At 62.9% G+C, this 23,222-nt stretch carries 23 protein-coding genes, 1 tRNA gene, 1 other RNA gene and 2 pseudogenes; 10 read left to right on the forward strand and 17 right to left on the reverse strand.

Translation table 11 applies throughout. The features are described 5' to 3' along the window. Positions 1 to 67: 67 nt before the first annotated feature. Genes BC363_RS12690 through rimP form a run of 3 tightly spaced genes read right to left on the reverse strand, consistent with a single transcriptional unit; the run spans position 68 to position 3,050 of the window. Positions 68 to 766, reverse strand: coding sequence for an RNA-binding protein (locus BC363_RS12690; RefSeq protein ID WP_065784885.1), 699 nt, complete (start codon positions 764 to 766; stop codon positions 68 to 70). Beyond that, positions 766 to 2,382, reverse strand: coding sequence for a transcription termination factor NusA (nusA, locus tag BC363_RS12695; protein WP_065784884.1), 1,617 nt, complete (start codon positions 2,380 to 2,382; stop codon positions 766 to 768). Before nusA ends, BC363_RS12690 begins: the two co-directional genes overlap by 1 nt. A 47-nt stretch (positions 2,383 to 2,429) precedes the next feature. Next, a complete protein-coding gene (rimP, locus tag BC363_RS12700; protein ID WP_065784883.1) occupies positions 2,430 to 3,050 on the reverse strand; it encodes a ribosome maturation factor RimP in 621 nt (206 codons plus the stop codon). Positions 3,051 to 3,325: 275 nt separating this feature from the next. Here rimP and BC363_RS12705 point away from each other — a divergent pair, with 275 nt between their 5' ends. Continuing rightward, complete coding sequence (locus BC363_RS12705; RefSeq protein ID WP_065784882.1) at positions 3,326 to 4,960, forward strand: MFS transporter; 1,635 nt, start codon at positions 3,326 to 3,328, stop codon at positions 4,958 to 4,960. A 95-nt stretch (positions 4,961 to 5,055) separates the two neighbouring features. Here BC363_RS12705 and BC363_RS12710 read toward each other — a convergent pair whose 3' ends face one another. The 3 genes from BC363_RS12710 to BC363_RS12720 all read right to left on the reverse strand — a co-directional run bounded on the left by BC363_RS12710 (position 5,056) and on the right by BC363_RS12720 (position 7,668). Continuing rightward, on the reverse strand, positions 5,056 to 6,294 hold the full coding sequence (locus tag BC363_RS12710) for a lytic murein transglycosylase (protein ID WP_065784881.1): 1,239 nt from the start codon (positions 6,292 to 6,294) through the stop codon (positions 5,056 to 5,058). A 49-nt stretch (positions 6,295 to 6,343) separates the two neighbouring features. Further along, a complete protein-coding gene (recR, locus tag BC363_RS12715) occupies positions 6,344 to 6,949 on the reverse strand; it encodes a recombination mediator RecR (protein WP_065784880.1) in 606 nt (201 codons plus the stop codon). Between the two features lie 107 nt (positions 6,950 to 7,056). Then, positions 7,057 to 7,668: a LysE family translocator gene (locus BC363_RS12720; protein ID WP_065784879.1), complete on the reverse strand. Its 612-nt coding sequence runs from the start codon at positions 7,666 to 7,668 to the stop codon at positions 7,057 to 7,059. A gap of 228 nt (positions 7,669 to 7,896) precedes the next feature. On the opposite strand from BC363_RS12720, the gene BC363_RS12725 reads away from it, so the two are divergent. Next, positions 7,897 to 9,720 carry a patatin-like phospholipase family protein gene (locus BC363_RS12725; RefSeq protein ID WP_065784878.1) on the forward strand — a complete coding sequence of 608 codons (1,824 nt, stop codon included), beginning with the start codon at positions 7,897 to 7,899 and terminating at the stop codon, positions 9,718 to 9,720. Positions 9,721 to 9,737: 17 nt separating this feature from the next. Here the strand turns inward: BC363_RS12725 and BC363_RS12730 are convergent, their stop codons facing one another. The 3 genes from BC363_RS12730 to ffs all read right to left on the reverse strand — a co-directional run bounded on the left by BC363_RS12730 (position 9,738) and on the right by ffs (position 12,220). Then, positions 9,738 to 10,061, reverse strand: coding sequence for a YbaB/EbfC family nucleoid-associated protein (locus tag BC363_RS12730; protein ID WP_029742357.1), 324 nt, complete (start codon positions 10,059 to 10,061; stop codon positions 9,738 to 9,740). Positions 10,062 to 10,109: 48 nt separating this feature from the next. Continuing rightward, positions 10,110 to 11,981, reverse strand: coding sequence for a DNA polymerase III subunit gamma/tau (locus tag BC363_RS12735; RefSeq protein ID WP_065784877.1), 1,872 nt, complete (start codon positions 11,979 to 11,981; stop codon positions 10,110 to 10,112). A gap of 141 nt (positions 11,982 to 12,122) precedes the next feature. After that, positions 12,123 to 12,220, reverse strand: an RNA gene (gene ffs / locus BC363_RS12740) — signal recognition particle sRNA small type. A gap of 107 nt (positions 12,221 to 12,327) precedes the next feature. On the opposite strand from ffs, the gene BC363_RS12745 reads away from it, so the two are divergent. From BC363_RS12745 to BC363_RS12755, 3 genes and pseudogenes are all read left to right on the forward strand, one after another. Then, complete coding sequence (locus BC363_RS12745) at positions 12,328 to 12,732, forward strand: HIT family protein (protein WP_083222696.1); 405 nt, start codon at positions 12,328 to 12,330, stop codon at positions 12,730 to 12,732. A gap of 2 nt (positions 12,733 to 12,734) precedes the next feature. After that, on the forward strand, positions 12,735 to 13,715 hold the full coding sequence (gene nudC / locus BC363_RS12750) for an NAD(+) diphosphatase (RefSeq protein WP_065784876.1): 981 nt from the start codon (positions 12,735 to 12,737) through the stop codon (positions 13,713 to 13,715). Positions 13,716 to 13,749: 34 nt separating this feature from the next. Then, positions 13,750 to 13,953, forward strand: a pseudogene (locus BC363_RS12755) (HTH domain-containing protein); the annotation flags it as partial. Positions 13,954 to 14,086: 133 nt separating this feature from the next. Here the strand turns inward: BC363_RS12755 and BC363_RS12760 are convergent. The 3 genes from BC363_RS12760 to BC363_RS12770 all read right to left on the reverse strand — a co-directional run bounded on the left by BC363_RS12760 (position 14,087) and on the right by BC363_RS12770 (position 16,092). Further along, positions 14,087 to 14,224, reverse strand: coding sequence for a DUF1127 domain-containing protein (locus tag BC363_RS12760; protein ID WP_065784874.1), 138 nt, complete (start codon positions 14,222 to 14,224; stop codon positions 14,087 to 14,089). 244 nt (positions 14,225 to 14,468) lie between these two features. Next, on the reverse strand, positions 14,469 to 15,323 hold the full coding sequence (locus BC363_RS12765; RefSeq protein WP_083222695.1) for a prephenate dehydratase: 855 nt from the start codon (positions 15,321 to 15,323) through the stop codon (positions 14,469 to 14,471). A 13-nt stretch (positions 15,324 to 15,336) separates the two neighbouring features. Further along, on the reverse strand, positions 15,337 to 16,092 hold the full coding sequence (locus BC363_RS12770) for a 3-deoxy-manno-octulosonate cytidylyltransferase (protein ID WP_065784873.1): 756 nt from the start codon (positions 16,090 to 16,092) through the stop codon (positions 15,337 to 15,339). Positions 16,093 to 16,248: 156 nt separating this feature from the next. Between BC363_RS12770 and BC363_RS12775 the strand changes: the two genes are divergently transcribed. Next, positions 16,249 to 16,929: a cytochrome c family protein gene (locus BC363_RS12775; RefSeq protein WP_065784872.1), complete on the forward strand. Its 681-nt coding sequence runs from the start codon at positions 16,249 to 16,251 to the stop codon at positions 16,927 to 16,929. Between the two features lie 98 nt (positions 16,930 to 17,027). On the opposite strand, the gene BC363_RS12780 is transcribed toward BC363_RS12775, so the two are convergent. After that, positions 17,028 to 17,972, reverse strand: a complete 945-nt coding sequence (locus BC363_RS12780; protein ID WP_065784871.1) for an AEC family transporter — start codon at positions 17,970 to 17,972, stop codon at positions 17,028 to 17,030. A gap of 162 nt (positions 17,973 to 18,134) precedes the next feature. Between BC363_RS12780 and BC363_RS12785 the strand changes: the two genes are divergently transcribed. From BC363_RS12785 to BC363_RS12800, 4 genes and pseudogenes are all read left to right on the forward strand, one after another. After that, positions 18,135 to 18,407, forward strand: a complete 273-nt coding sequence (locus BC363_RS12785) for a BON domain-containing protein (RefSeq protein WP_065784870.1) — start codon at positions 18,135 to 18,137, stop codon at positions 18,405 to 18,407. Between the two features lie 266 nt (positions 18,408 to 18,673). Beyond that, a pseudogene (locus tag BC363_RS12790) lies at positions 18,674 to 19,027 on the forward strand (MFS transporter); the annotation flags it as partial. 339 nt (positions 19,028 to 19,366) lie between these two features. Continuing rightward, the gene (locus tag BC363_RS12795; protein WP_065784869.1) at positions 19,367 to 20,185 is read left to right on the forward strand and encodes a MerR family transcriptional regulator; all 819 of its coding nucleotides are present in this window, start codon (positions 19,367 to 19,369) and stop codon (positions 20,183 to 20,185) included. 19 nt (positions 20,186 to 20,204) lie between these two features. Further along, positions 20,205 to 21,134 carry a hypothetical protein gene (locus BC363_RS12800; protein ID WP_065784868.1) on the forward strand — a complete coding sequence of 310 codons (930 nt, stop codon included), beginning with the start codon at positions 20,205 to 20,207 and terminating at the stop codon, positions 21,132 to 21,134. Positions 21,135 to 21,210: 76 nt separating this feature from the next. On the opposite strand, the gene BC363_RS12805 is transcribed toward BC363_RS12800, so the two are convergent. The 4 genes from BC363_RS12805 to BC363_RS12820 form a co-directional block, all read right to left on the reverse strand. Beyond that, the gene (locus BC363_RS12805) at positions 21,211 to 21,834 is read right to left on the reverse strand and encodes a dihydrofolate reductase family protein (protein WP_065784867.1); all 624 of its coding nucleotides are present in this window, start codon (positions 21,832 to 21,834) and stop codon (positions 21,211 to 21,213) included. 13 nt (positions 21,835 to 21,847) lie between these two features. Next, the gene (locus BC363_RS12810) at positions 21,848 to 22,327 is read right to left on the reverse strand and encodes an SRPBCC family protein (protein WP_065784866.1); all 480 of its coding nucleotides are present in this window, start codon (positions 22,325 to 22,327) and stop codon (positions 21,848 to 21,850) included. A 1-nt stretch (position 22,328) separates the two neighbouring features. After that, positions 22,329 to 22,667: a metalloregulator ArsR/SmtB family transcription factor gene (locus BC363_RS12815; protein ID WP_065784865.1), complete on the reverse strand. Its 339-nt coding sequence runs from the start codon at positions 22,665 to 22,667 to the stop codon at positions 22,329 to 22,331. A gap of 361 nt (positions 22,668 to 23,028) precedes the next feature. Continuing rightward, positions 23,029 to 23,118, reverse strand: a tRNA-Ser gene (locus BC363_RS12820). Positions 23,119 to 23,222: the final 104 nt, after the last annotated feature.

A 23,222-nucleotide genomic window follows, 5' to 3' on the forward strand; every position in this document is an offset into this window, starting at 1 on the left:
ACCTGACCCTGTCTTCCAAATTGTCTCAAACAATGTACGCGATGCCGGACTTTGCCGGTGACGCGGGTCATTGCTGTGGCTTGCCAGCGCCGCCTTCGGCCCGGACCGGGACGGATCCACGGTACTTTTCGAGCATGATTGCGCGCTTCACTACACCCTCACCCGCCTGCCCTGCAAGCGTTGCGGCATGGATAAAAGCATTACTTCCCAAAAGGCCCTCCATTTCCGCCGCCGTGAAGGGGCGGAACGCGGGTATTTCCGTTTCATCTTCAACCACAAAGCTCATCGCCTTGCGGGCCTGGTCAATCTTGCGGACGCCGTCGGCTGCCGCATCACTCGCGTGGAAGACGGCGAGTGCCGCCAATCCACGAACAGCCTGCTCCGTCTTCGTCGCGCCGGAGATGAACTGGGCCGCCTTGCGCGCCATGTTCATCATGCCGGCAAGCTGCTCGACGAGCAGCCTGTCGACGTCGTCGGCGAGCGTCGCATCGACCTTGACGTCGGCCTTCAAGGCCCGGGCGAAAAGTTTCTTCGCCATGGCCTTTTCGACCAGCGCCCGCTCCGCCTTGATCCAGCAGCCGCGTCCCGGAAGCTGACGCTTCAGATCGGGAACGATGCGGCCGTCGGGTCCGGCGACGAAGCGGATCAGATCGTCGGGCGAGCCACTCTCGCGCGTGACGATGCAAGTCCGGGTGCTGCCGCTCTTGTCCTTCGGACCCTTGTCCGAAGGCAGAGCGTCAGCGTCAGTCGATGCGGTGGTCGCCATCAGGCGTCCTGTTCCGCGCCTTCGGCAACCTCGATCGCCTCGTCTTCTTCCTGCTCGACGGCAAGGTCGTCTTCCGTGATCCAGCCGGCAGCAAGGCGGGCCTGAACGATCATGGCTTCAGCTTCGGCACGCGAAACCTCGAACTTCGAGAAGGTACCCTCGAAGCGCTTGGTCTCGCCGTCCTTGCGTTCGCTCCAGCCGACCAGGTCGTCGGCGGCGCAACCGGCAAAGTCCTCGATGGTCTTGATGCCTTCTTCGCCGAGCGCGACCAGCATCGGGCTGGTCAAGCCGTTGATCGTGCGCAGTTCGTCGGCAACGCCGAGTTCCTTGCGCTTGGCGTCCATCTCGGCTTCCAGCCTGTCCAGATACTCGCGGGCGCGGGTCTGGATTTCGGTGGCCGTTTCGTCGTCGAAGCCGTCGATCGAGGCGATTTCGTCGAGATCGACATAGGCCAGCTCCTCGACGGCCGCGAAGCCTTCGGAAGCCAGAACCTGGCCGACCATCTCGTCGACGTCGAGCGAGTCCATGAACAGGTTGGTGCGCTCGTTGAATTCCTTCTGGCGACGTTCGCTTTCTTCCTGCTCGGTGAGGATGTCGATGTCCCAGCCGGTCAGCTGCGAAGCGAGGCGAACGTTCTGGCCGCGGCGGCCGATGGCGAGCGACAGCTGCTCGTCCGGAACCACCACTTCGATGCGCTCCGCGTCTTCGTCGAGAACGACCTTGGCGACTTCCGCCGGCTGCAGCGCGTTGACGATGAACGAGGCCGGGTCCTGCGACCACGGAATGATATCGATCTTTTCGCCCTGCAGTTCGCCGACGACGGCCTGAACGCGCGAACCGCGCATACCGACGCAGGCGCCGACCGGATCGATCGAGCTATCGTTCGAGATCACGGCGATCTTGGCGCGCGAACCCGGATCACGGGCAACCGACTTGATCTGGATGATGCCGTCGTAGATTTCCGGCACTTCCATGGTGAAGAGCTTAACCATGAACTGCGGATGCGTACGTGACAGGAAGATCTGCGGGCCGCGCTGTTCGCGGCGAACGTCGTAGACGAAGGCGCGGACGCGGTCGCCGTAACGCATGTTTTCGCGCGGGATCATCTCGTCGCGGCGGATGATGCCTTCGCCACGGCCGAGGTCGACGATGACGTTGCCGTATTCGACGCGCTTGACAGTGCCGTTGACGATCTCGCCGACGCGATCCTTGAATTCGTCGAACTGGCGGTCACGCTCGGCTTCGCGAACCTTCTGCACGATGACCTGCTTGGCCGACTGGGCGGCGATACGGCCGAAATCCATCGGCGGCAGCGGGTCGGCGATGAAGTCGCCAAGCTTGGCGTCCGGGTTGCGGTCGCGGGCCAGCTCGAGCGGGATCTGGGTGGAATAGTCTTCCGCCTTCTCGACCACTTCCAGGAGACGCTGCAGGCGGATTTCGCCGGTCTTGGAATTGATGTCGGCGCGGATGTTCGATTCCGAACCATAGCGGGAGCGCGCGGCCTTCTGGATCGCATCGGCCATCGCGGCCAGAACGATCTCGCGGTCGATCACCTTTTCGCGTGCCACTGCATCTGCGATCTGCAGAAGCTCGAGCCGGTTAGCACTGACTGCCATCTCATGTCTCCGTCTGGTTGCAGGGGGCCTCAAGCACCGCCCGGCTTTTATTCGTCGATAGGTGAATCTTCGTCTTCAAAATTCTCGTTCGCGGCGCGCGCTGCCTTGGCCTTCTTGTCGGCTGTCAGGGCGTCGCGGATCAGGTCGTCGGTCAGGATCAACCGCGCTTCCGCAAGCGTCGTGAAAGGAATGACCACCGTCGCTTCCTCGCCATAGGCCGGCTGATCGCGCTCGAGCTGGAAACCATCCGCATCCACCGACACGATCTTGCCGCGGAAACGCTTGCGGCCTTCGACCAACACCGAGGTCTCGCATTTCAGCAGGTGACCCTGCCAGCGGAAGAAATCCGACTTGCGAACCATCGGGCGGTCGATGCCGGGCGACGACACTTCCAGATGATACGCCTTGTCGACCGGATCTTCCACATCGAGAACCGGGGAAATGGCCATCGAGATCGCTTCGCAATCGTCGACGGTCATGGTGCCGTCGTTGCGCTCGGCCATGATCTGCAGCGTCAAGCCGTTCTGGCCGGACATGCGCACGCGCACCAGGCGGTAGCCCATCGGCGTCAGCACCGGCTCGATGATGTCGGCGATGCGCTGATCGAGCCCGGTCTCGGTGATCAGGCGGGGTTCATATTCATTTTCAGCCGTTGTCGGATCGGACAAACGATGTCTCCTCATGGGACCGGCTAATAAAAAAGAGCGGGTCCTGACGGGCCCACTCTTCATCTACCGATCAAGAATTTGAGGCCCATATACGCCTCGTTGCCGCAAATTGCAAGGTGTTCGACCGGCGGCGGCCGAAGCCGCCAGAGAGATGCGGGCGGCAGGCAATCGATGCGACGGCAAGTTTCAGCGGCTGGCACTTCGACCTTCGAGGTTTATAACAGGCAACGAACCGCTTCGATACCGCAATCAAAAGACACGAGAGAGAAGACGAGGTGCCCACCCGAATCTCGCCACTGGCCCCCTTCAAGCACGACATCTTCCGCACGATCTGGATCGCGAGCCTCGCATCCAACTTCGGCGGCCTGATCCAGACAGTCGGCGCCGCCTGGCTGATGACCTCGATTTCCTCGTCGGCCAATATGGTCGCGCTGGTGCAGGCGTCGACCTCGCTTCCCATCATGATGTTCTCGCTGGTTTCCGGGGCGCTGGCCGACAATTTCGACCGGCGACGGATCATGCTGGTGGCGCAGTGTTTCATGCTGACGGTGTCGGTGCTTCTGACCGTCTGCGCCTATCTCGGCATCATCACGCCCTGGCTGCTTCTGCTCTTCACCTTCCTGATTGGCTGCGGTACCGCTCTCAACAATCCCTCCTGGCAGGCCTCGGTCGGCGACATGGTTCCGCGCGACGACCTGCCGGCGGCAGTTGCGCTCAACAGCATGGGCTTCAACATCACCCGCAGCGTCGGCCCGGCGATCGGCGGCGTGATCGTCGCGACGGCGGGTGCGGCGGCGGCCTTCGCCGCCAATTCACTCAGCTACTTCGCCATCCTCTTTGCGCTCGTGCGCTGGCGGCGCGAGGTGACCATGAGCCCGCTGCCGCGCGAAACGCTCGGCCGGGCGATCACGGCGGGCCTGCGTTATGTCGTCATGTCGCCCAATATCGGCAAGGTACTGGTGCGTGGCTTCCTGTTCGGCCTGTCAGCAAGCGCCATTCTCGCGCTTCTGCCGCTGGTGGCGCGCGATCTTGTCCAGGGCGGTCCGCTCACCTACGGCCTGATGCTCGGCGCCTTCGGCCTTGGGGCGATCGGCGGCGCATTGCTCAGCGCAAGACTGCGCGAAATGATGTCGAGCGAGGCGATCGTCCGCCTGGCCTTTGGCGGCTTTGCCTTGAGCACGCTCGTCATTGCATTCAGCCCCTACGCCTGGCTGAGCTGTCTCATGCTCTTGGTCTCCGGCGCATCCTGGGTTCTGGCGCTGTCGCTGTTCAATACGACCGTCCAGCTTTCGGCGCCGCGCTGGGTCGTGGGTCGGGCGCTGTCGCTCTACCAGACCATGACCTTCGGCGGCATCGCCGGCGGCAGCTGGCTCTGGGGCACCACGGCCGATCTCTATGGCGCCACCAATGCGCTTACCGTCTCCTGTCTGCTGATGCTGGCGGGTGCGGCCGTCGGCCTGCGCCTGCCCTTGCCGGAGTTCAAGTCGCTCAATCTCGACCCGCTCAACCGGTTCAACGAGCCGCCGCTCGAGCTGGACCTGAAGCCCCGCAGCGGTCCGATCGTCATCATGATCGATTACGAGATCGACGACGCCGACATACCGGAATTCCTCGAGACCATGGCCGAGCGGCGGCGCATCCGCATCCGCGACGGCGCCGGCCATTGGGCGCTGATGCGCGATCTGGAAATTCCGACGACCTGGACGGAAACCTATCATGTGCCGACCTGGGTGGAGTATGTGCGCCATAACCAGCGCCGCACGCAGGCCGACGCCTCGGTCGGCGACAAGCTGACGGCGCTGCATCGCGGCGCAGCACCACCGCGGGTGCACCGCATGATCGAGCGGCAGACGATCGTTCCCACCCATTACGAGCGCTACAAGCGACAGGTGAACGTCGACATGCATTGACGCGCCGTCCCGCGAGGGCGCATAGCGCCCGATGCCATGAGACAAGCGGCCCCGTCGGGAATGGCGACAAACCCGGGGCGCCGCTGGGCGGAAAATTACCGAAGCTTCGCCTTCAGCGAAGCGTCGGGAAAACAGGTCGGCGCCAAGCCATTCTTGGCCTGCCAGTCGCCGAGCGAGCGGCGTGTCTTGTAGCCGGCGAGGCCATCGGCCTTGCCGACATCGTAGCCCTTGGCAACCAGGGCCTTCTGCATCGCCAGCACATCGGAGCGCAGCATGTTGCCGACATCGCCCCAGGTGCCACGGAAGGTGCCGCCACCGGAGCCGATGCGGTCGGCAAGATTGCCGATGAACAGCGCGTAGAGGTCGGAGTTGTTGTATTCCTTGAGCACGTAGAAATTCGGCGTGACGATGAACTCCGGCCCATGCGTGCCGGCCGGAACCAGCATCATCGAGGGTGCCGAAAGCTCATGCGACGGGAACGCCTTTCCGGAAATGCGGGCGATGCCGTTGGCCGCCCAGTCGGACATCGGCCGGGCAAGATCCGGACCTTCCTGCGAACAGGAGACGCCGGCCGGGATCGACACCTCGAAGCCCCAGTCGCGGCCGCGCTGCCAGCCCTTCTTGACGAGATAGTTGGCGATCGAGGCCAGGCTGTCGGGAACCGAGGTCCAGATGTCACGGCGACCGTCGCCGTCGAAATCGACGGCATATTGCAGGAAGCTCGATGGCATGAACTGCGGCTGTCCCATGGCGCCGGCCCAGGAACCGCGCATCGACGCCTCCTCGACGTCGCCGCTTTCCAGTATGTGCAAGGCGGCGATCAGTTCGCGCCGGAACAGGTCCGGCCGGGTCGACATGAAGGCCTTTGTCGCCAGCACGTCGACGACCGGATAGGGAATTTTCGCGCGGCCGAAACCGGATTCACGGCCCCAGATCGCAACGATCACCGATGCCGGAACGCCATAGGCCTTCTCGATCCGCTTCAAGGTGGCGGCGTGGGTGGAGGCAAGGCTTCGCCCCGTTGCCGCCAGTCCCTGCAGGCGCTTTTCGGAGAAGTAGCTGCCGGGCGAGGAAAACTCCGCCTGGCTCTGCTTCTGCTCCTTCGGCTTGGGGAAACCGGGCGGCGCCAGATCGGGCAGGTCCCAGTTCAGTTTGACGCCGGCAAATGCGGCCTTGAACGATCGCGCCGAAACGCCCGACTTCTCGGCTTCCGGCCAGAGATCGCGCTCAAGCCACAGGCGAAACTGGTTCTCGACATCCGCCTTGGAGGCCGCCTGGGCTAGCCCCGCGAAAACGCAGAACAGCAATGTCGACAGTGATAGAAATCTCAGCATCCGGCTTCCCTATTGGTTGGATCGCAGGCGGGTGGAGCGGCAGGTCCGCTCAGATCGAGGTGCGGGCGCGAAGGGCGGCCGCCAGCGTTCCCTCGTCGAGATAGTCGAGCTCGCCGCCGACCGGCACACCATGGGCAAGCCGGGTGATCTTCACCTCCATGCCCTCGAGCTGGTCGGTGATGTAGTGTGCGGTGGTCTGACCCTCGACCGTGGCATTGACGGCGATGATCAGTTCGCGCACACCGCCATTGGCAACGCGTTGCACCAGCCCCTTGATGTTGAGATCGTCGGGGCCGACGCCGTCGAGCGGCGACAGCGTGCCGCCAAGCACGTGATAGGCGGCGTTCAGCGCCGCAGCGCGTTCCAGCGCCCAGAGATCGGCGACATCCTCGACGACGATGATCACCGACTGGTCGCGGCGTTCATCGGCGCAGACCGTGCAGGGGTCGATCGTATCGACATTGCCGCAGCACGAGCAGATGCGCACCTTGCGATGGGCCTCGCCCATGGCTTCCGCCAGCGGGCCGAGCAGCTGGTCCTTCTTCTTGACCAGATGCAGTGCCGCGCGCCGCGCCGAACGCGGCCCCAGCCCCGGCACCTTTGCCAGCAGCTGGATCAATTTTTCGATTTCGGGACCGGTGACTCGCTTTGCCATGCGGCGCTTTTAGCTCATATCGCCGACAAACGGAATCGATTAACCGGAATATGACGCCGTGCCTGCCCTCAACAGAGCAGCAGCCCACGGACGCGTGGGAGCAGAACTCAACGGGTGGCGATGACGACGGCCGCCCCGGCAATGGTTCCGGCACTGGCGCGATTGGCGATGCGCACGGCGCGCTTGCTTTTGAGGAGCTTGCGGGCATTGGCGGCCATGGTGACCCAGCCCAGATCGACCACGACCAGAACCACCAGCATGGTCGCGACCAGCTCCATCCAGCCGATCAAGGTGACCGAGCGCAGGTCGATGATCGAGGGCAACAGCGCGACGTAGAACATCATCACCTTGGGATTGCCGAGCGTCACGGTCAGGCCGGCGAAGAACAGCTTGGGAGCCGACCGCAACGGCGGCAGACTGTCACCGGGCAGATCCGGTTCGGCCATCCACATTTTCCAGGCGAGATAGAGCAGGTAGGCGACGCCCAGCCACTTGATGGCAACGAACAGCAGATGGAAGCTTTCGGCGATCGCCGCCAGGCCCGCCACCGCAAACGACAGCCAGATGGCCTCGCCAATCCAGAGCGCCACCAGGAAGGGCAGCACGTCGCTGGCGCCCTTCGACAGCACGCGCGCCACAAGCGCCGCGACGCTCGGGCCCGGCGAGCCGGCCGCAACCAGCAATGCGCCGGCAAACATAAGCAGGGACGTCATAGTCATGCGCGATCCTCCTCGGCAGGCGGCAACCTACCATGCTTTACCGACGGCACCAGCCTTCCGCCAGCGCGAAATAGCGTGCTTCTACAGCGCCGCGCGTCAAACATGACGCGCGGCGCTGTAACGCTTTAAACTTGCTGCATAATTTTATCCTTAAATCGGATCCGATTTAAGGAATTATGCAGTAACATCAACACAATCTAATGTTGTTCTTCGGAGATGGAGGGTGCGATGAACGACACGACTTTCCGCTACGCCAAGCCCAGCGAAGAGTGCGACCTTATCATGAAGGGCGGTATCACCTCCGGCGTGGTGTTTCCACGCGCCATCACTGAGCTGGCGACCCGTTACCGCTTCATGCACATTGGCGGAACTTCGGCCGGCGCAATCGCCGCCGTTGTGACGGCGGCCGCAGAGTACCGGCGGCAAACCGGCGCGACGGCGGAAGAGAAGAATGCTGGCTTTGCTCTCATCGACACCATGCCCGACGAGCTGGCGGCAAGCCTCAAAACCTTCTTTCAGCCCTCGTCCGACACCGCCCCTCTCTTTCGCATCGGCATGGCAGCCGTTCGCACGCAGCGCAGCAGGGCCAGGGCCTGCGCCTTGGAGACGCTGCGGGTCTTTGCCGTGCCGGCGCTGCTTGGCGCAGCACCCGGCATTTTGATCTCTGTTGCCGGTGTGCTCAGCCTCGGCGTCGCGACACTGCTGCTTGGCATCGTTATCGCCTTGATCGGCGCAATCCTGATGATCCTCTATCAATTCTACCGGGCGGTAGCAGTGTCCCTGCCGGCCAACGATTTCGGTCTATGCAGCGGCCTGACCCAGCCGGGCACGAAGAACCCGGCTTTCACCAACTGGATCGCGGAAAGAATAGAGGCGATAGCCGGCCCGCTCCGGCAGGATGGTTCGGACAGGCCGTTGACCATTGGCGACCTTGAGGCACATGACATCACACTTAGAAGCGTGACCACCGACCTATCCTCGCGCCGTCCCTATGAGTTGCCATTCGGCGACCGGGTCCATAACTATCGCAAATCGGAGTTCGAGGCATTGTTTCCGCCCTCGATCATGGCGTACCTGCTCAAGGAGAGCAAACCCCGCGACATCGCCGCCGCCGATGGATCGAAGGATTTCTACCAGCTTCCGCCGGCAAGCAAGCTGCCCGTGGCCATCATCGCCCGTATGAGCCTGAGCTTTCCCGGGTTGATCCGCGCCGTGCCGCTTTACCGCTACGACTACTCGCTGAAAAGCAGCGTACGACGCGATCCCGCCGCGCACATCCGCTGTCTGTTTTCCGACGGCGGTATCACCAGCAACTTTCCGATCCATCTTTTCGACGGCCTTCTGCCCGGACGACCGACCTTCGGCATCTCGCTGACCAGCTACGATCGGCGACGGCACGGTGATGACGCGGAAACGGCAAGCCGCGTCAATCTTCCGCGCAAGACGTCCGAAGGCAAGGTCGCCCCCATCTACCCGGTCGACGGGCTGTTCGGCCTTGTCGGCGCCATCCTCGACACGGCGCGCAATTGGCAGGACACGCTGCAGAGCCAGTTGCACGGTTACAGCGAGCGGATCGTCGAAGTCAGGCTCGACGATGACAAGGAGGGTGGGCTCAATCTGGATATGGATCGCGAAACGGTCGCCTATCTCAGCGCCCTCGGCGGAAAGGCCGGTGAGACGATTCTTGCCGATTTCGACTTCAACGAACACCGTTGGCGGCGTGCGTTGACGATGCTGCCGACGCTGGCGGAATCGCTGCGAAAGCTCTCGGCACGCTACTATGCGCCGCCGACGGACAGCACCTCCGACTATCCAACGATCCTGACGAACCACGACCCGACCGGATTGGTGGGGTCGTCCAAGGCCGAACGCGCGGCGCTCAACGATTTCGCCTCGAGGCTCGCTGAAATCGGCGCGGCCCTCGATCAACGACCGATACCGCCGGCCTCCACACAGAAAGCCGATCTGCGCATCACCGCAAGCATGGACACCAATCCGCGTGGCGCCAGCCCGGCGAAGCCGATCGTTCCGGCACCGCCGCCCGATTCATAGCAGCGAAGAACGGCCGATCAGAACGGTAGCTTCATGCCGGGCGGGATCGGCAGGCCGGCGGTGAGTTCGCGGGTCTTTTCGGCCTGCACGGCCTCGGCCTTGTCCTTGGCGTCCTTGTGGGCGGCAACGATCAGGTCTTCGAGGATCTCGACGTCGTCTTCCTTAAACAGCGACGGGTCGATCTTCAGGCTCTTCAGGGTGCCCTTGCCATCGAGACGGACGGTGACGAGGCCGCCGCCAGAGGTGCCATCGACTTCGAGTGCGGCGATTTCCGCCTGCATCTTCTCCATCTTGGCCTGCATTTCCTTGACCTTGCCCATCATCCCCATGATGTCGCGCATCGTCGTCTCCTGTTCTTAAAAAAATGTCCGGTCGTTCGTTCCGACGGACTATTCGATATCGTCGCCAGGGACGATATCGCCATCGGCAGATTCGGCTGTGGCCGGAGCAACGCTCTCGGCCTCTTCCTCCTCGACGGCGCGAATACGCACGTCGGTGATCTTGGCGCCCGGAAAGCGGGCGAGAATGGCGGCCACATCCGGGTCCTGGCGCGCGTCGCTGACACGCTGCTCCTGGGCCCGCTGCTCGGCTTCGATCATCGTCGGCTCGCCGGGCTCGCGGCTATAGCTGACGATCCAGTGAATGCCGGTCCATTCCTTGAGCTTGACGGCGAGTTCGCCGAGCAGGGTCTTCGGCGCATCGTCGGGGACGTTGACATCAAGACGACCGGGCTCGATGCGCACCAGCCGCACGAAGCCGCGCACCAGCGTCTTCAGCTTGATGTCCTTGTTCTTCGCACAGAGGTCGGCGATATCGCTGACCGAATTGACCGGCACCGCTGGCTGCGCCTTGGCTGCAGGCGCGGCTGCCGGCCGCTCCTCGATATGTCCGACGCTGATCGGCTGCGGGCTGACATCGGGAACCGCGCGCAACATCGTCGCGCCGTTGCCGGTCGGTCGTCCCATCGATGTCGACTGGGCGGCCTGCGCCTGCAAGGGGGCACCGACTGACGCCTGCATGCCGCCGCCATTGCCACCACCTGGTGCCGGACGGGCACCGCCATTGTCGCTGCCGGACAGTTCGAGCACACGTCTCGCCGCGTCTTCGGGCGGCGGAAGATGGGCCGCGTGGGCAAGCCGAATCAACACCATTTCGGCAGCACCCGCCGGGCGCGACGAGCTTTCGGCCTCGGGAATGCCCTTCAGCAGCATCTGCCAGATGCGCGACAGCGTACTGACGGCGACATTGCCGGCAAATTCGGCACCGCGCGTGCGCTCGATCTCGCTCAAGGACTGGTCATTGGCAGCGTCAGGTACGTATTTCAGCCGGGTTACGAGATGGGTGAAATCGGCAAGATCGGTCAGGACCACGGTCGGGTTGGCGCCGGCCTCGTATTGTGCCGCGAATTCTCCAAGCGCTGCAGCAACGTCGCCCCTGACGATATGCTCGAACAGATCGACGATGCGGGCGCGATCGGCAAGGCCGAGCATGGAGCGCACGGTCTCGACCTCGACCGAACCGCCGCCATGGGCGATCGCCTGATCGAGCAGCGACAGGCCGTCACGGGCCGAACCTTCGGCGGCACGCGCAACCAGCGCCAGCGCTTCCGGGTCGAAACGAACACCTTCCTTGCCGAGAATGGTCGAAAACAGGCCGACGAGATCGGAGCCGCTGATGCGCCTGAGATCAAACCGCTGGCAGCGCGACAGAACGGTGATCGGCACCTTGCGGATTTCGGTGGTGGCGAAGATGAATTTCACATGCTCCGGCGGCTCTTCGAGCGTCTTCAACAGGCCGTTGAAGGCCTGCGTCGACAGCATGTGCACTTCGTCGATGATGTAGACTTTGTAGCGCGCCGAGACCGGGCGGTAGCGCACCTGCTCGATGATCTCGCGGATGTCGTCGATGCCGGTATGGGAGGCGGCGTCCATCTCGATGACGTCGACATGGCGCCCGTCCATGATCGCCTGGCAATGCTCGCCGGGGACGCGCAGGTCGATCGTCGGCTGATCGACGTCTGCTGTCTTGTAGTTCAGGGCACGGGCGAGAATGCGGGCGGTGGTGGTCTTGCCCACGCCGCGCACGCCGGTCAGCATGTAGGCTTGAGCGATGCGGCCGGTTTCGAACGCGTTGGTCAGCGTGCGCACCATCGGCTCCTGGCCGACCATCAGGTCGGAGAAATCCTTGGGGCGATACTTGCGCGCCAGAACGCGGTAGGCGGCTGGTTTCTGTTCTGATGAAATGGACGTTTCGTCGCTCATCGACCCTGCCGCTGCTTGAACTCATGTCCCGACAGGACGGACTTACGGCACCGCGCGTCGCATCGGATGCGTCTTGATACCGTAACATTCTGTGGCGCTGCATGATTGCTGAGAGCGGTTTCGATCTCAGCAATCATGCAGGTGGGAGGCTGGCACGATGACCCGTGCCGGGGCTCGTTAGGGCTGCTTCCTTCCGGACCTGACCCGGTTGGCGAGTGGCTCGTCCACCACCAACCTCCCGGCTCCCATATCGGCAATATCGCAAGCAAATGCAAGCCAAGCCGTCAAAAAACTGATATCGATATGCAAAACAAGGCGAATCCGCTCCCGACCCAAGGAGACCTTCTTGACGACATTCACCCTCGACGAGCGGCTTGAACGCGACGGCATACCGATCGCCTCGATCGGCCTCTGCCAGATGCGGCTGATGAACGATCGCCGCTGGCCCTGGCTGGTCCTCATTCCCCAACGTGGGGGCATTTCCGAGATCTTCGATCTCACACCGCTCGACCAGACGATGCTGACCTTCGAAACCAACATGGTGGCGACCGCCTTGAAAAAGGTCACGGGTGCCGAGAAGATCAATGTCGGGGCGCTCGGCAACATCGTCCGGCAGCTCCATGTGCATATCATCGCCCGCAGCGACGGCGACCCGAACTGGCCCGGACCCGTCTGGGGCTTCGGCAAGCCGGAGCCCTGGGGTGAGAAAGACCATCAGGCATTTGCAGCCCGCATTCTGGAAAATCTCTGAACATGACGAAATCGATCTTTGACCTTCGAAGCCCCCATCCGGAGCCGAGCACCCTCGTCGCCTTTTCCGAGAACCACCTGGATCGTCAGTCCGAGCACCGCGCCGACGATTGCGTCGAAGTCGCGCTCAAGCATCCGGGCGCCCATTTCCTTGCCTTTTCCGGGCCGAAGCTGATCGTCAAACACGACGAGAAGATCATCGATCCGCTGTTTGCACCCTATGAGCTCGACGGGCTCGAGCCGGTACTCGACGAAACGATCCTGCTCGGCTACCTGCCGAACGGCGAGCCGCGGCTCGCCGTGCCGACCGGCCTTACCGAGGAGAACATCGCCGAACCTTTCAAGATCGCCGACGGACGGACGCTCTACCGCCAGCAGATGCTGCCGGAAGAACTGCTTGGTCAGTTCGCCCAGGGGTCGAGCCTCATCGTCTGGAACGCCAACAACCGCTTCTGCGGCCGTTGCGCCGGACCGATGGAAGGCAAGGCCGGCGGCTATCGCCGCGTCTGCACCGCCTGCGGCCACATGGTTTTCCCCCGCACCGATCCCGTCGTCATCATGATGACCATCGACCTGGAGCGCGATCTCTGCCTGCTCGGCCGCAGCCCGCATTTCGCGCCGGGCATGTATTCGTGCCTTGCCGGCTTCGTCGAACCGGGCGAAACCATTGAAAACGCCGTGCGCCGCGAAACCCATGAGGAATCCGGCATCCACATCGGCCGCGTGCGCTATCACGCCTCGCAGCCCTGGCCGCTGCCGCACTCGCTGATGATCGGCTGCTATGCCGAGGCAAAATCGACTGTCATCAAGCGCGACGAACAGGAACTGGAGGACGTGCGCTGGTTCACACGCGAGGAAACCATCGCGATGCTCGAAAGGTCGACCGGCGTCGCCGACACCGGCGATGAGCACATTCCGCCGCCGAAAGGCGCGATCGCCCACCAACTGATGCGCGACTGGCTCGCCTGGGGCGAGCGGGCGTAAGAGCGCTCGGGCTTCGATCAAGAGGAGGCCGGCCTTGTCCCGCTTCGAACGGTTGCTCGATCTTCTGCAGGTGCTGCGCCGCTGCCGCCAGCCGGTAAGCGGGCGGCGACTGACGGAGGAAACCGGCGTCAGCCTGAGAACGCTCTACCGCGATATTGCCAGCCTGCAGGCACAGGGCGCCCCTATCGAGGGCGAGCCGGGGCTGGGCTATGTCCTGAAGCCCGGCTTCATGGTTCCGATTTAAGGATAAAATTATGCAGCGGGTTCAAAGTGCTGCAGCGTCCTTTGCGCGTCATATCTGACGCGCGGCGCTGTAGAGCATTGCGCGTATCCCGCCAGCTTCGGTGGCGGGATATGGCGAATGGTGCTGATTAGCGGCCGTAAACGGCGGCCTGGATCTGCGAACGGGAAATGCCGATATCGCTCAGGGCGTGGTCGTCGAGCGAATTCAGCTCGCGGATCGCACGGCGCATTTTTGCATATTCAACGATCTTCTGACGGATCTTCATTTTTGACACTCCATATGTGAACGAGCGTCAAATAGGCATTTGCACATTATTTAGGTACCGCCGCGATTGCAGATTAGGCATGCACCAGACGCGTAACGGGTTAACGCATTGGTAAGCCTGATCTGCCGTGCGGACGGAAACGGCCAGAGCGTCTCCGGTTTAGACGGAGTTACAGAAACGCTCCGTCTCTTTATTTCCGCGCATTTCCTGACGGAAAACCACTTCGCACTTTTCCTGGAAAGGTCTAAAGCACGCCGCGCATCGGATGCGCCTTGTAGGTGCCGAGAATGCGGACCTTCTCCGAGAAGAAGCGCAGCTCCTCCATGGCGTGGCGCACGGGCGTGTCGTCCGGATGACCTTCGATATCGGCGTAGAACTGCGTGGCCACGAACTTGCCGCCGAGCTGGTAGCTTTCGAGCTTCGTCATGTTGATGCCGTTGGTGGCAAAACCGCCCATCGCCTTGTAGAGCGCGGCCGGGATGTTGCGCACATTGAAGACGAAGGTGGTGATGATCACTTCGTCATCGGCGCTGCGGGCAAGCCGCTGTTCCTCGCGCGACAGCACCACGAAGCGCGTCACATTGCTTTCGGTGTCCTCGACATTCTCCGCGACGATCTCGAGGCCGTAGAGATCGGCGGCAAGCCGCGGCGCGAGCGCCGCCATCGAGCGATCCCCCTTTTCCGATACCAGTTTCGCAGCCCCTGCGGTGTCGCCGGCAACCACCGGCTTCCAGCCATTGGCGCGCACGATCTTGCGGCACTGCCCGAGCGCGTGGATATGGCTGTGGACGGTGCGGATCTCATCGCGCGTGACGCCCGGCAGCACCATCAGCTGGAAGCGGATCGGCATGAAATATTCGCCGACGATATGAAGACGCGATTCGGGCAGCAGATGGTGAATATCGGCGACGCGGCCGGCGATGGTGTTCTCGATCGGGATCATCGCCAGATCCGCCTCACCGTTCTCGACCGCCACGAAGGCGTCTTCGAACGTCTGGCAGGGCAGCGGCTCCATCGACGGAAACATGTCGCGGCAGGCCATGTCGGAATTGGCGCCGTAATCGCCCTGGAAGGAGATCCTGTTGGTCTTGGTGGTCACACTGTCTTCCTTCTCAGGCTTTTTCGGAAAGGATGCGGCGGGCTTTTTCCAGCTCGACCGGCGTATCGACGCCGAGCGGCACGGTATCGACGATTTCGACATCGATGCGCATGCCGGCTTCAAGCGCCCTGAGCTGCTCGAGCGATTCGCGCTTCTCCAGCGTCGACGGCTTCAGAGCGACGAATTTTTCGAGCGCCGGGCGGCGGTAGGCATAAAGACCGATGTGGTGGTAGAGCGGCCCCTGTCCGTAGGGCGCGGTCGCGCGCGTAAAATAAAGCGCACGCAGGCGCGTCTCCGACAGCGGTGAGCCGACGATCTTGACGATGTTGGGGCTCTTTTTTTCCTCTTCGTCGGTGATCGCCACCGTCAAGGTCGCAATATCGGTCGAGGCATTTTCGACGAGCGGCTTCAGCGAGGCACGAATCGGTGCGGGCTCGATCGTCGGCAGGTCGCCCTGCACGTTGATGACGAACTCCGCCTCGCCATGCGGATCGGCCTTCAGCAGCGCCTCGTAGATCCGGTCGGATCCGGACTGGTGGTCGACCCGCGTCATGATCGCCTCGAAACCGGCGCCGCGAACGACATCGAAAACACTCTGGTCGTCGACGGCGACGACGACGCGCCCGACATCGGCTTCCGCCGCACGCTTGGCAACCTGGACGATCATCGGCAGGCCGCAAATGTCGGCGAGCGGCTTGCCCGGCAGACGGGTGGAGGCCATGCGCGCCGGAATGAGCACGATGGCTTTGCCTGAATTTTCGCGATTCATGATGTGGCCTTCAAAAACCCCGCCCAAAGTGTCAAAAAGTCTCAGTTAGGGGCCTATAATCTCTGTTGCAACGCAGAGCCAAAAGACATAGGTTCCGCGCGATTTCAAGATGGGCCGGGTTTTTGTTTACGCCGGTGGCAAAGGGAGCGTTTGCAGATGAACTCATATGTGAACATGGGCGTGGGTGCCTTTCTGGGTACGGTTTTCGTTCTGATGTCCGTATCCATTGCGTCGGAAGGCATTTTCCATTCCGAGGCTCCCGAGAAGGAAGGCTTCGCGATCGTCGCCGAAGAAGGCACGTCCGAGGCTGGCGGCGGCGCCCAGGAAGCGGCTGAAGTCGACATCAAGCCCCTGCTCCTGAAGGCAGACGCCGCAGCCGGCCAAACCGTGTTCAAGAAATGCGCAAGCTGTCACACCGTGGATAAGGGAGGGGCCAACAAGGTCGGCCCCAACCTCTGGAGTCTCGTCAACCGCCCGATCGCCTCGCATGAAGGCTTCAGCTACTCGGCTGGCATGAAGACCTTCTCCGAAGGCGGCAAGGTCGTTTGGGACTACGACCACCTCAGCTTCTTCATCGAAGCGCCGAAGAAGCACGTCCCGGGTACCGCGATGGGCTTTGCCGGCGTCAAGAAGCCTGACGAACGCGCCAACCTGATCGCATATCTCCGCGAACAGGCCGATGCTCCGGCCGCTCTCCCGGATGCAGCGGCTGCAGAAGCCGCGCCGGCTGCCGCGACCGAAGGTGCCGCCGAGAAGCCGGCCGAAGCGCCGGCAACGGAAGCCAAGCCGGCCGAAGGCCAGGCTGCTCCGGAAGGTCAGCCCGCGCCGGCTCATTAAGCCCAAGCGTTTCAACGATCTGATTTCGAGAAGCCCGGCCAGTGCGCCGGGCTTTTTGCTGTCTGGAACCAGGCCAGGCTCGTTCAGGTCAGGCTGATTTACATCAGGAGGTAAGCCCAGACCGAAACGCTGACGACGCCAAGCGCCGTCGTCAGTGTAATGGTCGAGGATGCCAGCGCATGGCCGACGTTGAAGTGATTGGCGATCAGCCATGCGTTGACGCCGGTCGGCACCGCCGCGGTCAGCACGAGCGCGGTCGTCCAGTTGTCGTTGAGGCCGAGCAGATGGCAGGCGGCAAAGACGACACCCGGCAGAACCACAAGCTTCAGCAGGCTCGTCACCGTGGCCAGTCCGAGATTGCCGGCAAGGCCGTATTTGTCGAGTGCCATGCCGATCGAGACCAGCGCGGCCGGCGCGGCGGTGGCGGCAAGCTGATCGATAACACTCTTGACCGGCCCATCGAGCGGCTGACCGAGCAGATGGAAGCCAGCGCCGAAGGCAAGGCCGATGACCAGCGGATTGCGCAGCAGGTTGCGGGCAACGCCAGCCAAAAGCTTCAGCGGGCTTTGCCCCGGCCTGCCGCTGACCTTGCGCTCGGCGCGCTCCATCAGCACCGTGCCGGAGATCATCATCACCGGCAGATGGACGGACAGCAGGATCGACAGCGCCACGATCCCTTCCTCGCCGACGATGCGTGACACGAGCGGCAGGCCGATAAAGACCGTGTTGGCGAAGGCCGAGGAAACACCGGCCAGCACCCCCATGCGCGCATCGCGGCCGAAGGCGAGCGTCGCCACCAGATGGCCGATAGTCCAGGTGACGGCGACGCCGGAAAAGTAGGCGACCCAAAGCGGCCAGGGCGAGCCATCGCGAAAATCCGCCTCGGCGATCGTGCGAAACAGAAGAACCGGCACCGCGACGCGGAAAACGAAATCGCCGAGCCCTTCGCCGACGGTGGGTTTCAGGTAGCCGAGCCTGACGATCAGCCAGCCGGTCAGGATCAGGATGAAGATGGGCAGAACGTTCAGGAAGATATCGGACATGCGTCAGCCTTGGGATCGGTCAGATAGGAATAGCCCCGTTCCGGCGACCGCCGCAAGGTTGCAAGACCAGTCGCACGCCCTTGGCGAAACGGCAGCCAAAGGCAAAAAGACCGGAACATTCCACTGCGCGGGGCGTTCCCGAACAGGACCGGGAAAACGACGATGCCAACAGAGAAGCCCATCTACTCCCATCAGGACGACGATCCTCATCTGAAGGATGACGATCTGGCGGGCAAGGTTCTGCGCTTCATCCGTTATGCCACCTTCGTCGACACCACCGATATTTCGGTGATGGCGCTCGGCGAAATGGTCGTGCTGTCAGGCCATGTCCTGAGCGATTCCGACGTGGCTTGCGCCGGCGACGCGGCAAGATCGGTGATCGGCGTTACCAGCGTCGAGAACCGCCTGACGGTGAAGCCGGGCCAGCAATCATAGCTCTCATGAGCAAAGATGGCTCCGCTGTCGATCGTCACGGACTGGCCGTAGTCGGTTGTCGTCCGCTGCTTGGACTGGTAAATGGACACGGCGCCAACCACAGCGCCTTGAGTTTTCCATGGAGACCGGAATGGGGACGACCAAGTCAGCAGCGAGATAAGCCGCAACAACCCGATCGTTGTTGCGGCGTCTGTCCGGTCATTTCACACCACCGATAAGAAGGCAGAGCGCCGCCGAATGTCATTCATTTGAGCGGATGTTCAATCGTGCCCAATCATAGATCACCAACCTGGAAGCATTCGGTGCCGGCAGCACTTTTGCTGATGGCCCCGTTCGACATCCTCGCCTCGCTGGCGATGGACATCTATCTGCCCGTCGTGCCTGACATGCCCGGCATTCTTGCCACGACGCCGGCGATCATCCAGCTGACGTTAAGCCTATACATGGTCATCCTCGGCCTCGGTCAGATCGCCTTCGGACCGGTTTCCGATCGCATCGGACGGCGTCCGGTGCTCATCGGCGGTGCGCTGCTGTTTACGGCCGCATCGCTTTTCATGGCCGCCACCGCGTCGGCTCCGGCCTTCCTCGCCCTTCGGCTCCTGCAGGCGCTCGGCGCATCGCGTTACGCTGACCGCCCTCGCTCTGCTGACGAGGCGGCGCGGGGCAGAAGCCTGATCCGCTACAGCGCCGCGCGTCTTATCAGACGCGCAAAGGTCGCTGTAGCACTTTGAGTTGCTGCATGTTTTTATCCTTAAATTGGATAGGATTTAAGGAAACATGCAGTAAAAACGCCGCAAGGCGCGCAGAGCCCATCAGCGCGCCTTGCGGCACAGCGCGCCTTGCGGCACCGCTCCTCCATCGCAGGCAGCGCGACCGGCAGGAAGGCGTATGTGAGCCAAGCGCAGCAGCGGCGATTGCCCCTTGACCTCGCCCCAGGGGCAAGCCCCACAGTCCCTGCCATGAGTGATTCTTATCTTCTTGCCGGCCGTTTCGGCGCGGCCACGCGACTATCCCCGAAGGCGCTGCGGCTTTACGCCGAACAGGGCCTGCTGGTGCCTGCCTATACCGATCCGGCCACGGGCTATCGCTACTATGCGCCGGAGCAAGCCGCCCGGGCGCGGATGATCGCGCGGCTGCGGCGCCTCGGCCTTCCGGTGGCGCGGGTCGCGCAACTGGTAGAGCTCGATGCGGAGAGCCGCCTTGTCGAATTGCGGTCCTGGCTCGACGCCCAATGCGAGCGGCTGACCGAGCAGACAGAGCTGGTGGAGGCGATCGCGCGGCAGACCGACGGTCGTGATACTGAGCTGATCTCGAAAATTGCCATACGCGAGGTGAAAGCCTGCAAGCTGATCACCTGCCAGCGGCAGCTCGATATCGAAGCGCTCGATCCATTCATGGCGAGCGCCGAGGCGGATATCCGTGGTCACCTCCGCCGCGGCGGGATCGCCGGCGACGGCGCAATGACCGTGCATTTCCACGAGACCGTGAGCCGCGACAGCGAGGGACTGGTGGAAGTCGCCATTGCCTATGAAGGCAGCATCGAGCCGGTCGACGATCTGCGCATCCGCCTTCAGCCCGCACGGCGCGAGGTTTTTCTACCCGTGCCGGCCGCCTGCCAGAACTTCCCGCTGATCTTGCGCGTCTACGACGCCATCGAAACCTGGCTGGATGCGCGAAGCGACATCCATTGCGTCGGCAGCCCCTACGAAATCTATCCCGGCAGCCACGGCGCCTCCTTCGATGTCGCCTACCCCATAGCCTGGATCAGCTACCCATAATCTAACAGGACAGACGATCATGATGCATTTCGCCTATACGGGCTCCGGCCCCTATTGCTACGCCAACTCGTTTGCCATGATGTTCGGCGCGCAGGCGCCCTCCACCGCAGTGATCGAATTTGCCACCGGCAGCCCGTTCGGCATGCAGCTGATTGGCGGCACCCTGCCGTTCTTCGATCCCTATGGCTGGGATCCGGAAGCCGGATTCGACGGCGCCCTTGCGGCGCTCGGCTGGACGTCGACAGTCAGCAAGGGCGGCGATGCGGACGACGCGCTTTCCCGCCTGCGCTCAAGCCTCAAGGACGGGCCGGTCTGGATCGGTCCCGTGGAGATGGGGCATCTCCGGCATCAGCCGGGCATGAGCGGACCGATCGATGCCGACCACTATGTCGTGGTGCTCGACATGGACGAGGAAAGCGTGCTGATGCACGACCCGCAGGGCTACCCCTATGCGCGCCTGCCGATCGCCAACTTCATGGCCGCCTGGCGCGCCGACACGCTGAGCTATGGTGATGCCTATACGATGCGGACCGACTTTGTCCGTGTCGCCGAGATGTCGGAGATCGAGACGATACGGGCATCGATCCCGGCGGCCATTCATTGGTTGTCGATGGAGACGGACCTGCCCGTCCCACCTGGGAGCCTCGGCAACGCCGAAGCCGCCGAAACGCTTGCCGCACGCATCAAGACCGGTTGCGACAAGGGAATGCGCGCGCACCTGATCCACTTCGCCGTCCGTGTCGGCGCCAGACGGGCAGCCGATGCGGCCGCCTGCCTCGCACGGGCGGGGTACAAGGAGGCGGCCCGCCTCGCCGACGAACAGGCACGGCTGATCGGCGCGATGCAGCATCCGCTGGTCGTGCGCAAGGATGCGGTCGCTGCGGCCGCCTTGCGCGCGCTTGCTCCGACCTACGACCGACTGAAGGCGGCGCTGGAGCACGGCGGTTGACATCCGATCAACCGCCGCTCCGGCGGCGGCCGGCGGGTGGCGGCTCCCATGGTTAGGCAGGCGGTTAGGCAGGTGGTTAGACGAGCAGCTCGGAAAAGCTGCCAGCCCGCTCCGCGTTCTCGCGTTCGAGCGGTTCGTAGTGCAAGCCGACGACGCCGTTGTCATAGGTTTCCGCGCCCATCAACCGCAGATCATACTTGCCTGGAAGCGCACCGAACCAGGTGGCACCGGGGGACGTGACGGGATAGACGAAGAAGTGGAACGCATCCACGAGGCCAAGTCCGATGACAGTCTGGGCGAGGCTGGCGCCGCCGGAGAGGTGAATATCACCGCCCGGCCGCGCTTTCAGCTCAAGGAGATGGGCGGCCAGCGCTTCGTCATCGGCAACGACGACCTGCTCGACATTGTTCCATTCGGTCAGCTTCTGAGACCCTGAGCGCGTAAAGACCAGCTTGCGATAGTCGTTCATCCGGCGGGCCATCTTGCGGTTGGTTTCGGTTCCGACGTCCTCGGACAGGGCGCCGGGCCAATAGGATGCCATTTCCTCGTAGGTCACGCGCCCGACGAGCACGGTGTCGTAGGTGGCGTAGAGCCGATCGATCGCCCGGTACTGGTCGTCGCCGACGCTGCCCATCCAGGCCAGCGGATCGTCGAGGCGCCCGTTGAGCGTCGTCATCATCTGCAGGACAATCTTGCGCATGCGCACGCCTCCTCTACTGGGTTCTGCCCTCCACGAGCCGGGCGAGCTGCTCGATGACCGTGCCCCAGCCATCGTGGAAACCCATCTCCTCGTGCATGTTTCGGTCGGCATTGCTCTTGTGCATGACGTGGGCGGCATAGTCCGTGCCCTCAGGATGATCCTGGAGCGTGATGACCGCCGTCATGAAAGGGTTTTCGGCCGGACGCCATCCCGCCACCAGCGAATTGGTGAAGACAATGCGCTGGAGGTCGTCGACCGCCAGGAAGCACGCGTCCAGATGCGGCGTGAACGCGTCGCCGCCTTCGCTGATCCGGGTGACGAAGGCACCGCCCGGCCGCACATCCATCTCGACCACCTTGCATCTGGCCGGCGCCGGAACCCACCATTGCTCGAAGCTGGCAGGATCGGTCCAGGCATTCCAGATCACCGAGCGCGGCGCTTTGATCAGGCGGGAGATCGTCAGGTCGAGATCGGGATCGGGAGATCGGATCATGTCATTTCTCCTTGTTCTCAGCGGATGTCACGAACTGCTCCAGCCGATCCGTGCGGCCTTCCCAAAGCGCGCGCTGCGCCGACATCCACGCTTCGATGGCGGCAAACTGCGCTTTCTCGATGGTGCATGTGCGCACCCTGCCCTGCTTCTCCGTGCGGATCAGGCCACTGCCTTCGAGAAAGTGGATGTGCTTCATGAACGACGGCAGCGCCATGTCGAACGGCCTTGCCAGATCGCTGATGCTGGCAGGCCCGCTGCCGAGCCTCGCCAGCACGGCGCGGCGCGTGGGGTCAGCGAGAGCCTGAAAAATTCCGTCCAGAGGGCTCGAATACTGTTCCATAGGGCTAAGTATCACAACAAAACACTTAGCGCAATGGATAACTATTTAGCCGCCCCGTCCCCGACGCGCCGGGACATGACCGTGGTGCTGGAACACGTCTCGATGATCGGCGGGCTCGCGCCTGTTGCGACCTTTCACGCAAGCGCTGAGGCTCGTAACGCCACCTCACCGCCCGCTCGTCATACTGTCATGCTTGCCCAAAATTGAGGAGCGGTCGCGCAGATGGCCGAATGAACGAGCCAATCGATCGCGCGGCCGAGGGGCTACCCCTCGGCCGCCAACTAAAGTTGGTTCAGCATTCTGCCACACTTAAACAATCACAGTGCCAGTGGCTGAAAATCGGAAATAGAATCAGGAAGTATGGCGGACAGAGAGGGATTCGAACCCTCGATACGCTTTCACGTATACACGCGTTCCAGGCGTGCGCCTTCAACCACTCGGCCACCTGTCCATCCGTCAACAGCCGATGGTCATGCGGCTGGATGGGAAGGGCGAGGCCCTTCGTGTCATCCGGCGCGAACCGGCGGACGGGCGGGATATATACCGATGATTTGC

The organism is Ensifer sp. LC384 (genome assembly GCF_001695865.1).
Lineage (GTDB): Bacteria > Pseudomonadota > Alphaproteobacteria > Rhizobiales > Rhizobiaceae > Ensifer.

Coding starts and splice junctions, on each gene's coding strand:
- BC363_RS12690 (WP_065784885.1), bottom strand. CDS start 766: ATGGCGACCACCGCATCGACTGACGCTGACGCTCTGCCTTCGGACAAG.
- nusA (WP_065784884.1), bottom strand. CDS start 2,382: ATGGCAGTCAGTGCTAACCGGCTCGAGCTTCTGCAGATCGCAGATGCA.
- BC363_RS12710 (WP_065784881.1), bottom strand. CDS start 6,294: ATGCTGAGATTTCTATCACTGTCGACATTGCTGTTCTGCGTTTTCGCG.
- recR (WP_065784880.1), bottom strand. CDS start 6,949: ATGGCAAAGCGAGTCACCGGTCCCGAAATCGAAAAATTGATCCAGCTG.
- BC363_RS12720 (WP_065784879.1), bottom strand. CDS start 7,668: ATGACTATGACGTCCCTGCTTATGTTTGCCGGCGCATTGCTGGTTGCG.
- BC363_RS12725 (WP_065784878.1), top strand. CDS start 7,897: ATGAACGACACGACTTTCCGCTACGCCAAGCCCAGCGAAGAGTGCGAC.
- BC363_RS12730 (WP_029742357.1), bottom strand. CDS start 10,061: ATGCGCGACATCATGGGGATGATGGGCAAGGTCAAGGAAATGCAGGCC.
- BC363_RS12735 (WP_065784877.1), bottom strand. CDS start 11,981: ATGAGCGACGAAACGTCCATTTCATCAGAACAGAAACCAGCCGCCTAC.
- nudC (WP_065784876.1), top strand. CDS start 12,735: ATGACGAAATCGATCTTTGACCTTCGAAGCCCCCATCCGGAGCCGAGC.
- BC363_RS12760 (WP_065784874.1), bottom strand. CDS start 14,224: ATGAAGATCCGTCAGAAGATCGTTGAATATGCAAAAATGCGCCGTGCG.
- BC363_RS12770 (WP_065784873.1), bottom strand. CDS start 16,092: ATGAATCGCGAAAATTCAGGCAAAGCCATCGTGCTCATTCCGGCGCGC.
- BC363_RS12775 (WP_065784872.1), top strand. CDS start 16,249: ATGAACTCATATGTGAACATGGGCGTGGGTGCCTTTCTGGGTACGGTT.
- BC363_RS12780 (WP_065784871.1), bottom strand. CDS start 17,972: ATGTCCGATATCTTCCTGAACGTTCTGCCCATCTTCATCCTGATCCTG.
- BC363_RS12785 (WP_065784870.1), top strand. CDS start 18,135: ATGCCAACAGAGAAGCCCATCTACTCCCATCAGGACGACGATCCTCAT.
- BC363_RS12795 (WP_065784869.1), top strand. CDS start 19,367: ATGAGTGATTCTTATCTTCTTGCCGGCCGTTTCGGCGCGGCCACGCGA.
- BC363_RS12800 (WP_065784868.1), top strand. CDS start 20,205: ATGATGCATTTCGCCTATACGGGCTCCGGCCCCTATTGCTACGCCAAC.
- BC363_RS12805 (WP_065784867.1), bottom strand. CDS start 21,834: ATGCGCAAGATTGTCCTGCAGATGATGACGACGCTCAACGGGCGCCTC.
- BC363_RS12810 (WP_065784866.1), bottom strand. CDS start 22,327: ATGATCCGATCTCCCGATCCCGATCTCGACCTGACGATCTCCCGCCTG.
- BC363_RS12815 (WP_065784865.1), bottom strand. CDS start 22,667: ATGGAACAGTATTCGAGCCCTCTGGACGGAATTTTTCAGGCTCTCGCT.